Annotated in this window: 13 protein-coding genes; 11 read left to right on the top strand and 2 right to left on the bottom strand. The window is 55.4% G+C overall.

The annotated features are described in order from the left end of the window. The first annotated feature begins 77 nt into the window (after positions 1-77). The 7 genes from fabF to ptsG all read left to right on the top strand — a co-directional run bounded on the left by fabF (position 78) and on the right by ptsG (position 7,414). On the top strand, positions 78-1,319 hold the full coding sequence (fabF, locus tag AC6I8N_RS08325; protein WP_497830481.1) for a beta-ketoacyl-ACP synthase II: 1,242 nt from the start codon (positions 78-80) through the stop codon (positions 1,317-1,319). Between the two features lie 123 nt (positions 1,320-1,442). Further along, on the top strand, positions 1,443-2,255 hold the full coding sequence (pabC, locus tag AC6I8N_RS08330) for an aminodeoxychorismate lyase (RefSeq protein ID WP_497830482.1): 813 nt from the start codon (positions 1,443-1,445) through the stop codon (positions 2,253-2,255). Further along, positions 2,252-3,271, top strand: a complete 1,020-nt coding sequence (gene mltG / locus AC6I8N_RS08335; protein WP_208725249.1) for an endolytic transglycosylase MltG — start codon at positions 2,252-2,254, stop codon at positions 3,269-3,271. Before pabC ends, mltG begins: the two co-directional genes overlap by 4 nt. Continuing rightward, positions 3,261-3,896: a dTMP kinase gene (gene tmk / locus AC6I8N_RS08340; protein WP_497830483.1), complete on the top strand. Its 636-nt coding sequence runs from the start codon at positions 3,261-3,263 to the stop codon at positions 3,894-3,896. Before mltG ends, tmk begins: the two co-directional genes overlap by 11 nt. After that, on the top strand, positions 3,893-4,882 hold the full coding sequence (gene holB / locus AC6I8N_RS08345) for a DNA polymerase III subunit delta' (RefSeq protein ID WP_497830484.1): 990 nt from the start codon (positions 3,893-3,895) through the stop codon (positions 4,880-4,882). Before tmk ends, holB begins: the two co-directional genes overlap by 4 nt. A gap of 18 nt (positions 4,883-4,900) precedes the next feature. Further along, the gene (locus tag AC6I8N_RS08350; protein ID WP_021185611.1) at positions 4,901-5,692 is read left to right on the top strand and encodes a metal-dependent hydrolase; all 792 of its coding nucleotides are present in this window, start codon (positions 4,901-4,903) and stop codon (positions 5,690-5,692) included. Between the two features lie 288 nt (positions 5,693-5,980). Next, positions 5,981-7,414 (top strand): PTS glucose transporter subunit IIBC, encoded by a 1,434-nt coding sequence (gene ptsG / locus AC6I8N_RS08355; RefSeq protein ID WP_021185612.1) that lies wholly within the window; start codon positions 5,981-5,983, stop codon positions 7,412-7,414. Between the two features lie 49 nt (positions 7,415-7,463). Here ptsG and bglB read toward each other — a convergent pair whose 3' ends face one another. Together bglB and AC6I8N_RS08365 are read right to left on the bottom strand one after the other, a co-directional pair. Beyond that, positions 7,464-8,603: a beta-galactosidase BglB gene (bglB, locus tag AC6I8N_RS08360; protein ID WP_497830485.1), complete on the bottom strand. Its 1,140-nt coding sequence runs from the start codon at positions 8,601-8,603 to the stop codon at positions 7,464-7,466. Between the two features lie 9 nt (positions 8,604-8,612). Further along, positions 8,613-10,205: an MFS transporter gene (locus AC6I8N_RS08365; RefSeq protein ID WP_497830486.1), complete on the bottom strand. Its 1,593-nt coding sequence runs from the start codon at positions 10,203-10,205 to the stop codon at positions 8,613-8,615. A 352-nt stretch (positions 10,206-10,557) separates the two neighbouring features. Between AC6I8N_RS08365 and hinT the strand changes: the two genes are divergently transcribed. From hinT to thiK, 4 genes are read left to right on the top strand one after another with little or no spacing between them, the layout of a single operon-like run. Continuing rightward, complete coding sequence (gene hinT, locus AC6I8N_RS08370) at positions 10,558-10,908, top strand: purine nucleoside phosphoramidase (RefSeq protein ID WP_013508671.1); 351 nt, start codon at positions 10,558-10,560, stop codon at positions 10,906-10,908. A gap of 19 nt (positions 10,909-10,927) precedes the next feature. Next, on the top strand, positions 10,928-11,293 hold the full coding sequence (locus tag AC6I8N_RS08375) for a YcfL family putative periplasmic lipoprotein (RefSeq protein ID WP_021185615.1): 366 nt from the start codon (positions 10,928-10,930) through the stop codon (positions 11,291-11,293). Between the two features lie 10 nt (positions 11,294-11,303). Then, a complete protein-coding gene (gene lpoB / locus AC6I8N_RS08380; protein ID WP_021185616.1) occupies positions 11,304-11,900 on the top strand; it encodes a penicillin-binding protein activator LpoB in 597 nt (198 codons plus the stop codon). After that, positions 11,887-12,702, top strand: coding sequence for a thiamine kinase (gene thiK, locus AC6I8N_RS08385; RefSeq protein WP_497830671.1), 816 nt, complete (start codon positions 11,887-11,889; stop codon positions 12,700-12,702). Before lpoB ends, thiK begins: the two co-directional genes overlap by 14 nt. Positions 12,703-12,719 lie beyond the last annotated feature (17 nt).

Raw genomic sequence — 12,719 nt, forward strand, 5'->3', positions numbered from 1 at the left:
TCAGGCGGTCGCTCGACCGCCTGAGTTTTATAGTTTGTCCCACATAGCTTTTTTTTATCCCTCCCTGGAGGACGAACGTGTCTAAGCGTCGTGTAGTTGTGACCGGTCTTGGCATGTTGTCTCCTGTCGGCAATACCGTAGAGTCTACCTGGAGTGCTCTCCTTGCCGGTCAGAGCGGCATTACCCTGATCGACCATTTTGATACCAGTGCCTATGCAACACGTTTTGCAGGTTTGGTAAGAGATTTTGATTGTGATGAATTCATCTCGCGCAAAGATCAGCGCAAGATGGATGATTTCATCCAATATGGCATCGTTGCTGGCATACAGGCTATGCAGGACTCCGGTCTGGTCGTAACTGAAGAAAATGCTGGTCGTTTTGGTGCGGCGATTGGTTCCGGCATCGGCGGATTGGGTTTGATTGAAGAAAACCATTCCTCGCTGGTTAATGGCGGTCCCCGCAAAATCAGCCCGTTCTTTGTGCCTTCTACCATTGTAAACATGGTCGCGGGTCATCTTACGATTATGTATGGCCTGAAAGGTCCGAGCATCTCTATCGCCACGGCCTGTACTTCGGGTGTACATAACATTGGTCATGCGGCACGCATCATTGCTTACAACGATGCTGATGTCATGCTGGCCGGTGGTGCAGAAAAAGCCAGTACCCCTCTGGGTGTCGGTGGCTTTGGTGCGGCGCGTGCGCTCTCCACCCGTAACGATAATCCGCAGGCGGCAAGCCGTCCGTGGGACAAAGATCGTGATGGTTTTGTGCTGGGTGACGGTGCAGGCATTGTGGTGCTGGAAGAGTACGAGCACGCGAAGAAACGCGGTGCGAAGATTTATGCTGAAATTGTCGGTTTCGGCATGAGCAGCGATGCTTACCACATGACCTCTCCGCCGGAAAATGGCGCAGGCGCGGCGCTGGCTATGGTCAACGCTCTGCGTGATGCACAGTTGAATCCGGAACAGATCGGTTACGTCAACGCGCATGGCACCTCGACGCCAGCCGGAGATAAAGCGGAAGCGCAGGCGGTGAAATCGGTCTTTGGTGCGGCAGCCAGCTCTGTGATGGTCAGCTCAACCAAATCGATGACGGGCCACCTGTTGGGTGCTGCGGGCGCGGTAGAATCTATCTACTCAATCCTGGCATTGCGCGATCAGGCAATTCCACCGACCATCAACCTCGATAACCCTGATGAAGGCTGTGATCTGGACTTCGTGCCACACACGGCGCGTCAGGTGAGTGGTCTGGAATACACGCTGTGTAACTCCTTCGGTTTCGGTGGAACCAACGGTTCACTGATTTTCCGCAAAGTGTAAGTCACATCGTTCCAGACAGAGGCCCGCAATGCGGGCCTTTTTTATATTTTGTCACGCAGTTGCATAGAATCTTACGGCCTTCAATGCTATTCAAAGCAAGGTCAATTGATTGGGGTCGTTACGATGTGGATAAATGGCGCAGAACAGACGCAACTGACCGCGCGCGATCGGGCGGTGCAATTCGGTGATGGCTGTTTTACCACGGCGGCGGTACAACAGGGCGAGATCCAACTGTTTGCGGCGCATTTGCAACGTCTGAAGCAGGGTTGTGAGCGGTTGCTGATGGCTGAACCTGACTGGCAGCAACTCGAAGCGGAAATGCGCGTTGCTGCGCACAACCAACAACAGGCGGTGTTAAAAGTCATATTGACCCCAGGCGCAGGTGGACGCGGTTATAGCCGTGCAGGATGCAGCGCCCCAACACGTATTCTCTCACTTTCCCCCTGGCCGCAGCATTATCAGGCGCTACAACAGCAGGGCGTACGTCTGGTAACCAGCCCGGTACGACTGGGACGTAACCCGCTGTTGGCGGGGATCAAACACCTCAACCGACTGGAGCAAGTGCTGATTCGCCATCATCTTGACCAGACCGACGCCGACGAGGCGCTGGTGCTTGACACTGAGGGGACGGTGGTGGAATGCTGTGCGGCCAATTTATTCTGGCGTGAGGGCGACACCGTCTTCACACCGCGACTTGAACAGGCTGGCGTTGCCGGGATTATGCGGCGTTATCTGATGGCGCAGATGGCAGCCGCAGGTCAGGATTGTCAGTTGATTGATGGCAGCCGGGAGAGGCTACTCGCCGCAGATGAAGTGGTGATATGCAATGCCCTGATGCCAGTTTTACCCGTGCGTAGCATTGACGACATTACGTTTAGCGCACGTTCGCTGTACCAGCAACTGCTCGCCAGTTGCCAGAAAATGGAAGCATCATGACTCGAATGAAAAAAATTATCGCCGGCGCCACGGTGATTATTGGCCTCGCTGCGGCCTTTAGCTATTGGCAGATTGAACGTTTCGCCGATACACCTTTGACGTTGCACCAGGAAACCATTTTCACCCTGCCTGCGGGCACTGGCCGGGTGGCGCTGGAAGCGCAACTGGAGAGCGAACATGTTATCGCGCCGAGCCTGTGGTTTGGTCCCTTATTAAAGCTGGAGCCGGAACTGGCGCGTTTCAAGGCCGGGACTTATCGACTGGAAAGCAATATGACCGTCCGTCAATTGCTGGAATTGCTGGCGAGCGGTAAAGAAGCGCAGTTCCCGGTCCGTTTTGTGGAAGGTTCTCGCCTCAAGGAGTGGCTGGCGCAGTTGCGTGCCGCACCTTATCTGAAGCACACCCTGAAAGATGACCAGTTCGCGACGGTGGCTGCGGCACTGAAACTCGATGCTAACCAGCTTGAAGGCGGATTCTATCCCGATACTTATCTGTATACCGCCAACACCAGTGACGTCGCGTTGCTGGAGCGCGCCCATGCGCGGATGAACAAACTGGTGGATGAAATCTGGCAAGGTCGCATGGATAATCTGCCCTATAAAAAGGAGCAGGATCTGGTGACGATGGCTTCGATCATCGAGAAAGAAACCGGCGTCAGTGAAGAACGTGCACGCGTCGCCTCGGTGTTTATCAACCGTCTACGGATTGGCATGAAGTTGCAGACCGATCCCACGGTGATTTATGGCCTGGGTGATAACTATACCGGTACTATCACGCGTAAAGATCTCGACACGCCAACCGATTACAATACCTATACCATCAGCGGTATGCCGCCGGGGCCGATTGCGATGCCGGGCCGGGCTTCACTTGAAGCGGCAGCACACCCGGAAAAAACCAATTACCTCTATTTTGTTGCGGATGGCAAAGGTGGTCACACCTTCACCACCAATCTGGTCAGCCATAATAAAGCCGTGCAGGCGTATCGGCTGGCAATGAAGGAAAAAAATGAAAAGTAAGTTTATCGTCATTGAAGGCCTGGAAGGGGCGGGCAAAACCACCGCGCGTGATGTGGTGGTCGAGGTACTGCGTGAGCAGGGCATTGATGATCTGGTGTTTACCCGTGAGCCGGGCGGCACGCCGCTGGCAGAGCAGTTGCGCGTGCTGGTTAAGCAGGGCATTGATGGCGAGCAGGTGACGGACAAAGCCGAATTGTTGATGTTGTATGCGGCACGCGTGCAACTGGTGGAAAACGTGATTAAGCCAGCTCTGGCACGGGGTGCCTGGGTGATCGGTGACCGTCATGATCTCTCGTCGCAAGCCTATCAGGGCGGTGGACGCGGCCTCGACACGCAATTGATGACGACGCTGCGTGATGCGGTGCTGGGCGAGTTTCGCCCGGACTGCACGCTGTACCTCGACGTCACACCGGAAATTGGTTTGCAGCGTGCGCGTGCGCGCGGTGAACTAGACCGGATTGAACAGGAATCGCTACGCTTTTTTGAGCGTACCCGCGAGCGTTATCTGGCTCTGGCGGCCGAGGATCCAACCATTATCACCATCGATGCCACTCAAACATTGCCGCAGGTGACCGCGTCAATCAAAGCGGCGGTGCAGCGCTGGCTGGTGGGTCAGACGGCATGAACTGGTATCCGTGGCTGAATCAACCCTATCGGCGCATCATTACCCGGCATCAGAGCGGCCAGGCGCACCATGCGCTGCTGATTCAGGCGATTGAAGGGATGGGTGATGATGCTCTGGTATGGGGTGTCAGCCGCTGGCTGATGTGCCAGCAACCGGAAGGGTTGAAGAGTTGTGGACACTGCCACGGCTGTCAGTTGATGCAGGCGCAGACGCACCCGGATTGGTATCGACTTGAAGCCGAGAAAGGCAAATCCTCGTTGGGGATTGATGCAGTGCGTGATGTGACGGAAAAACTCTACCATTTTGCCCAGCAGGGTGGGGCCAAAGTGGTGTGGTTGCCGGATGCGGCGCAGTTGACCGAAGCGGCGGCCAATGCCTTGTTGAAGACCCTGGAGGAGCCACCCGCTAATACCTGGTTTTTCCTCAGTACCCGCGAACCCTCGCGTCTGCTTGCCACGCTGCGTAGCCGTTGTATGACCTGGCATCTGTCGCCACCCGATGAAATCCACAGCCTGCAATGGCTGCAAAAGCAGATTTCGCAGCCGGAAGAGACGTTGCGTGCGGCGTTGCGTTTAAGTAACGGTGCGCCTGCGGCGGCGTTGACCTTGTTGCAACCTGAGCGCTGGCAGACCCGCGAGACGTTGTGTAATGCGCTGGCGGGTGCGTTGCAGCAGGACATCCTGCAACTGTTGCCATGCCTGAATAGCGATGACGTTGCTGACCGTCTCGCCTGGTTCCTCTCGTTGCTGGTCGATGCGATGAAGGTGCAACAAGGCGCGAGTCGCTGGCTGAGCAATGGTGATCGCCCCGATGTAGTGACGTTACTGGCGCAGCAATTAAACAGCAACGCCCTGAATGCCAGCGTGCAATTGTGGATGCAGTGCCGCGAGCAACTGCAACAGGTGGCGGCGCTCAATCGTGAATTAATGTTGACCGATCGCCTGTTGAGCTGGAGTCGTCTGCTCAGCCCGGCCACCTTCGGATAACGGTAAAAAGAGAGAAGTATGTTTATTGTTGATTCCCACTGCCATCTCGATGGCCTGGATTATGAAAAGCAGCATCGTGACCTGGATGATGTGATCGCCAAAGCAGCGGCACGCGATGTGAAATTTATGCTGGCAATTGCCACCACCTTACCGGATTACCACACCCTGAAAGCGCTGGTGGGTGAGCGCGACAACATTGCGCTGGCCTGCGGGGTGCATCCGCTTAATCAGGAAACGCCGTACGATGTTGAAGAGTTTCGTCGTCTGGCGGCGGAAGATCAGGTGATCGCGTTGGGTGAAACCGGCCTCGATTATTTCTATCAGCAGGAAACCAAAGCGCAGCAGCAGGCTTCATTCCGTGAGCATATCCGTACCGGGATCGCGCTGAACAAGCCGATTATCGTGCATACCCGCGACGCGCGTGAAGACACGCTGGCAATCCTGCGCGAGGAACAGGTGGAGAAGTGCGGCGGCGTGTTGCACTGTTTCACCGAAGATCGGGAAACGGCAGAGAAACTGCTGGATATGGGCTTCTATATCTCCTTTTCCGGAATTTTGACGTTCCGTAACGCCGAGCAGATCCGCGATGCGGCGCGTTATGTGCCGCTCGACCGGATGCTGGTCGAAACCGATTCACCTTATCTGGCTCCGGTGCCGCATCGTGGCAAAGAGAACCAACCGGCGTTTACCCGCGATGTCGCTGATTATATGGCGGTACTGAAGGGCGTCGATATTGAAACGCTGGCAGCTGCAACTACCGAGAATTTCTCCCGCCTGTTTCATGTCCCGATGAGCCGCTTGGGCGGTTAAGACACTTTATTTCAAACTCTGTAATTAATCAGAAATTCATCAGACTGGCTTTGCCTGAAAGGGCACAGCCAGTCATTTATTGTCGTAAATAGCAGCAAGTCAGTCAGAATTACCTGAAAGCCGGACAGTGGCATGAGCGAAACGTGATAGCCGTCAAAGTAAGAAAATTCTATTTATTTTACTCTTCGTAATAAATCAAAAGACGCTCAGCGTCATCCCGGTAAAGGGTCCTCCCCCCTCTGCCACGCGCACTGCGCGAAATGCACTCATACTCAGGAGCTTCACGCTATGTTCAAGAACGCATTTGCGAACCTGCAAAAGGTAGGTAAATCGCTGATGTTACCGGTGTCGGTCTTGCCGATCGCCGGTATTTTATTAGGTGTTGGTTCTGCCAACTTCAGCTGGTTACCTGCGGTGGTATCGCATGTGATGGCCGAGGCTGGCGGTTCGGTGTTTGCCAACATGCCGCTGATTTTTGCCATCGGTGTGGCGCTCGGCTTTACCAACAACGACGGCGTCTCTGCGCTGGCGGCGGTGGTGGCTTACGGCATTATGGTGAAAACCATGGCAGTGGTGGCCCCGTTGGTGCTGCATCTGCCTGCGGCTGAAATCGAGGCGAAACATCTGGCCGATACCGGCGTACTCGGCGGGATTATCGCCGGTGCGATCGCGGCGTATATGTTTAACCGCTTCTACCGTATCAAGCTGCCGGAATACCTTGGCTTCTTTGCCGGTAAACGCTTTGTGCCGATTATCTCTGGCCTGGCGGCTATCGTACTGGGTGTGCTGCTGTCCTTCATCTGGCCACCGGTGGGTACCGCGATTCAGGACTTCTCGCAATGGGCGGCTTATCAGAACCCGGTGGTTGCTTTCGGTATCTATGGCGTGGTTGAACGTGCGCTGGTGCCGTTTGGTCTGCACCATATCTGGAACGTACCTTTCCAGATGCAGATTGGTGAATTCACCAACGCGGCAGGCCAGGTGTTCCACGGTGACATTCCGCGCTATATGGCCGGTGATCCGACTGCGGGCAAACTGTCTGGCGGCTTCCTGTTCAAAATGTATGGTCTGCCAGCCGCTGCTATCGCTATCTGGCATTCAGCTAAACCAGAAAACCGCGCCAAAGTGGGCGGTATCATGATCTCCGCTGCGCTGACCTCGTTCCTGACCGGTATCACCGAGCCGATCGAGTTCTCCTTTATGTTCGTGGCACCGATCCTGTATGTGATTCACGCCATTCTGGCTGGTCTGGCATTCCCGATCTGTATTCTGCTCGGTATGCGTGATGGCACCAGCTTCTCACACGGTCTGATCGACTTTATCGTGCTGAGCGGCAACAGCAGCAAAATCTGGCTGTTCCCGATTGTCGGTATCATCTACGGTCTGATCTACTACACCGTATTCCGCGTGCTGATTGCCAAGCTGAACCTGAAAACGCCGGGTCGTGAAGATAACGCCGTTGAGCAGAGCAGCGCGACCGGTAGCGAAATGGCGGGTAAATTGGTTACTGCATTCGGTGGTAAAGAGAACATCACTAACCTTGATGCCTGTATTACCCGTCTGCGCGTCAGCGTGGCTGATGTGGGCAAAGTTGACCAGACTGAACTGAAAAGCCTCGGCGCGCGTGGCGTGGTGGTGGCAGGTTCCGGTGTTCAGGCGATTTTCGGCACCAAGTCCGATAACCTGAAAACTGAAATGGATGACTATATCCGTAATATGTAATCACTCCGACGAGTGATAAACAACGGCCCCCAATTTGGGGGCCGTTTTGTTATAAATACACCCGTAAATACTCTGTCAGGCACAGCAGCGCCATCGCCTGACCATAAGGCATCGACGTCAGGGGCACCTGACGGTAATAGTCCAAATCGTTACCCATCGCCGTACCAAACGACACCTGCTTCAGCTCGCCATCGTCATCAATATTGGCAATCACGCCACGTAACGCCTTTTCCGCGACAGGCAAATAGTCGCGTGACAGATAGCGTTTGCGCACCGCTTTCAGGATGCCATAGGCAAAACCGGCAGTGGCGGAGGCTTCAGGGTAACTGTGTGGATCGTCCAAGAGGGTATGCCACAGGCCGCTGCTGTGCTGGCAGTCGGCCAGCGCTTTGACCTGGCTTTCCAGCACCTGAAGCAGGAAACGACGCGTGGCGTGCTGCTCCGGCCAGTTCATCAGTTCGAGGAAATCCGGGATGACAATGGTGACCCAACTGTTGCCGCGCGCCCAGCGCGCGGCGGCAAAGTTGTGGCGGCCGGCGAAATTCCAGCCGTGGAACCATAAACCGGTCTGACGATCCATCAGGTATTGGGTATGGAGAAGAAACTGGAAACTCGCTTCTTCAACAAATTCCGGCCGTTCCAGCAACTGACCAATCTTCGCCAGCGCCATCACGCTCATCATCAGGGTATCGTCCCACAACTGCTGGGTATTTTCGTTGTTATAGACGATGTGCTGCAATCCACCGTTTTCGGTACGTGGCATCTCATACATTACCCATTCCGCCCAGCGCTCCAGTACCGGTCGCCAGGCTGCATTGCGCGTCTCTTCATAGCGGTATGCCAGCGTCAAAAACGGACAGACAGTGTTGACGTTTTTGGTGGGGGTGCCTTCTGCCAGGCGAGTGCTGAACCAGTCATCGATGATCTGCAACGTGGCCTGGTCGCCTGTCTGCTGATAAAAATGCAACATGCCATACAGCCCGATACCGTGCGTCCACTCCCAACCTGCCCAGCCTTTGGTATCAATTACGCGGCCATCATCGAGGCGCAGCAGAAATTCGCCGCTTTCGTCGCGGATATTGACCAGATTTTGCGTTAACTGATGGATCAGCTGCACCAATTCCTTACGCGGCAGCAGATATTCGGGCTGACGTAACAGGTCGCTATGTTTTACCGGAAATACGGTCATGATCTATTCCTATCGTTTTGAAGGGGCAGGGAGAGGATGTAGCGCGCTGGCTTTTCGCGGTAAAGGCGGTGCCGCGGGCTTAAGGCGATTGAGGTAGCCAACGTTGTTGTTACCCCATAAATGTTCGTAGGGCATCCCCGCCAGCGTTTCGACAATCTCGCGTGCTTCCGGGGTGATACGCTCCGGCACCGGACGCCCGGCATCACGCATCTTCAGCGTCTCTTCACGCAACACGGTGTGGGTATGCAGATTGAGTTTAAAGCGCAGTGACACCAGAAAACCGCAGGTCAGTACGCAGACGGTGCCGATACTGAGGATCGCGAGAATGGTGTGGCTTACCGCCGGCACCTGCGTGGTATGCCCGGAAACAAATCCCGCCAGTTGCAACACGATGCCAACCAGCATGACGGCTCCGGCCTGTGAGGCTTTGCGGGTCAGCGTCATAATGCCGGCAAAGATCCCTTCACGGCGCTGACCGGTGACCACCTCATCCACATCGGCGATATAGGTGTAGGTATTCCAGGGCACATAGTTGATGCCACCCCGTCCCAGTCCGGCCAGGGCGGAAATCAGCACCAGCAGCGCCATGTTGTTATTCATGCCGGTGTACCACAGGCCTGCATAGGAGAGGGCGCTCAGGCCGAACAGTATCACCACCAGACGATACGCCGGTGCCGGTCCCAGGCGGATGCACAGTGGGATCATCGCCATCACCGCGATAAATTGCAGCACCGCCATGGTGCCCATCAGGCTGGAAGCAATCTGCGCGCTTTGCATTAACACGAATACCACGTACCAGGTGAAGACCGCGTTAAACACGTCCTGCGCGATGTAGCCACCGAGATACATACCGAGATGCTGACGGAAGATACGAATGCGCAGCGTTGAACCGAGTTCGATGTAGAGGCGTTTCAGGCTTTGCCACAGCGACAGGCCGGATTTCTCCTGCTCGGCACGCAGGGATTCCGCTGAAAAATCATTCGGGTGGCGCTCCCAGGTAAAGCGCCACACCAGCGTCAGCACCAGGGCGCAAATCACCGCGAACACCAGGCTGGCATAGAAGAACGACAGCGGATTTTCTTTGCCGAACCAGCCAATCAGGATACCCGGCAGAAACGCCGCCAAAATCGCCGACAGCTGCGCCAGGGCGATGCGTGCACCCGAGAAGCGAGTTTTCTGTTTGAAATCATCGGTCATCTCCGGCACCAGCGTTTCGTAGGGCACCAGAATCATGGTGTAGACGATATCGAACAGCAAATAGGTCAGCAGATACCACCAGAAACTCATGTCGGCGATCCACATCAGGCTATAGCTGAAGACGCAGGGGATACCGAGCATGATAAAGAACTTGCGGCGACCAAAGCGTTTACCCAGCCAGGTGGAGCCGAAGTTATCGGTGAGAAAACCCATTAACGGACTGACCAGCGCATCCAGCACGCGCGCGGCAGCAAAGATAAAGGTGGCTTCGATAGGGGTCAGTCCACAAAACGTGGTGTAGAAATACAGCAGCCAGGCGGCAGTCAGCGCCGTGGTGCCTGCGCCGAGGAAATCCCCGGAGCCATATGCCAGATAGTGGCCCAAACCAATCTTACGTGAGCGCATTGCAGGTACTCCCTGAGACAAATGTGGTGTACATCCCTCATCCTTCCGGACAGCTGGCTCGGATTGGTTAGAAAGTAGAGCGGGAAGCGGTGCTAAACCTTCGCGATTTGGCAAGCTTCCCTGTGCAAGTGGCAAAATCGCAAAGAAACGATGGTGATAAATCTAATTTATAAAACAGCGTTTCATTTTCGTGGTGGGAAAAATGTCAGAATTGTGTCGCGACGCGATTTATTGCGCGGAAAAGTGATGTAAACGCAGCCATTTAATGTAAGAAAAGTGGTCCCGAGGTTGAAAGAAACAGAATTCCTCCCGCATACTGCCTGACTAAACTCCAGGTTTAAGGAAATGCACCATGGCTGAAGAAACCATTTTCAGTAAAATCATCCGTCGCGAAATCCCCGCTGACGTGGTTTATCAGGACGAACTGGTTACCGCCTTCCGTGATATCGCACCCAAAGCACCTACGCATATTCTGATCATCCCTAACGTGCTGATTCCCACCGCGAATGATGTGCAGGCCGCACACGAGCAGGCATTGGGGCGCATGATTACCGTCGCAGCGAAAATCGCCCGTGATGAAGGGATCGCCGAAGATGGCTATCGTCTGATCATGAACTGCAACCGTCATGGCGGCCAGGAGGTTTACCACATTCATATGCATCTGGTCGGCGGCAAACCGCTTGGACCGATGTTGGTTGACTAAACCTCAGGCAGGACTTGCTATGCGTCAATGGCTGAGCGGCCTGTTATTGCTGACCCTGGCGGGTTGCAGCAGTGATAAGCCGATGATCAATACTTCGCAATCGCTGGTGATGGAATCGTCAGTGCTCTCGGCCGGTATCATCACCGATGAGCCGAAGCTGGCGGGTAATGATGGGCAACTGCGCGCTGCCAGCGTGCTTTACAATCAACGCGAAACGCCGGTCACTGTACACTATCGTTATTATTGGTACGACGATAAGGGGCTGGAAATCACGCCGCGCGAACCGGCGCAAACGCTAACGGTTCCTGCGCATGGCAGCGTGGAAGCCGCATCGCAAATCGGCAATCTGACCGCCAGCAAGGTGCGTCTCTATCTTTATCTCTGAGGAGTAATCCGTGATTCGCAGTTTACAACGTTCCGGCGCGCTGTTATTTGCGCTGATGCTGACCGGCTGTGTGATTAAACAGCAAACACCGGCTCCGGTAGAACCGACCCAACCGACGACACCGACTCAACCTGTTCCGCCGCCAACCCAGCCGCAACAGCCACCGGAAACGGTGCCACAGCCGCCTAAGTTGAAAACCATCAACTGGAGCGCCAGCGTACAACCGCTGGTGGCCAACATGGTGCAATCAGCCGGGGTCAATCCGGGCAGCGTGCTGATGGTGGATCGCATCAAGAACAGCACCAATGGCGCGTTGCAGAGCGACAAAGCCACCGACGCTATCCAGAATGCGCTGGCGAACAACGGCAAGTTTACCCTGGTAACGCCGGAGCAACTGGCTCAAGCGAAACAGGCGCTGGGTTTATCGGCGGACGACAGCCTCAACTCGCGCAGCAAGGCGATTGGCCTGGCACGTAACGTGAACGCGCAATATGTGTTGTACAGCAACGCCGCGGGTGATGTGAAATCCCCGACGTTACAAATGCAGCTGATGTTGGTGCAGACCGGCGAAATTATCTGGTCAGGAAACGGTGTTGCACAGCCCTGATATTCAGCTGAATTATCTGATTGAACAACAATGGCCGACGGCGCAAGCTGGCGGTCATTTTTTCACGTTACCAGGTCTGAGTGGACAGAGTGTACGCATCGATAGTGGGCAGGGTTCATTGCTGGCGCGGCGCGCACCTGGCTCACCGATTCCCTTTGTCGACCGTCAGCGTGAATATCGTCTGCTGAACAAACTCCAGGCCTCCCAACTGGCACCTCGCCCCCTGGGCTGGCGCGAGCCCTGGCTGCTGTTGCCGTGGATAACGGGAGAGGTGTTGTCAGACGCCGAGTTCAGCCAACAGCGTGAGTCGGTGGTGGCGTTACTGCAGCGTCTGCATCAACAGCCGCTGACCGGCTATCGGCTCTCCCTTACGCCGTTGTTGCAGCGTTACTGGCAGCTTTGTCAGCAGAAACACTGGCGCTGGCAGCGGCGATTGCAGCGGTTGGCGAAAGTGGGTGAGCCGCGTCCATTACGTCTGGCTCCCATCCATATGGATGTTCACGCCGGGAACCTGATCATGACCGATGCGGGACTGCGTCTGATTGACTGGGAGTATGCGGCCGACGGGGACGTCGCGCTGGAACTCGCGGCAATTTGCGCGGTCAATCCAGCACAGCAACAGGAATGGATCGCGACTTATGCCGAGGCGACGCAGCTGATTCCCGCCGTATTGCAGCGGCAAATTCAGCAATGGCAGCCGTGGCTACAGGTGTTGATGGCCAGTTGGTACCAACTCCGCGCCGAGCAGAGCCAGGATGACACGCTGGAGCAACTGGCGCGTGCCAGCTGGCAAGACCTTTGATTTTACAGGATTGATAT

This window comes from Pantoea sp. X-Soil-TKNS-1279, assembly GCF_059730565.1.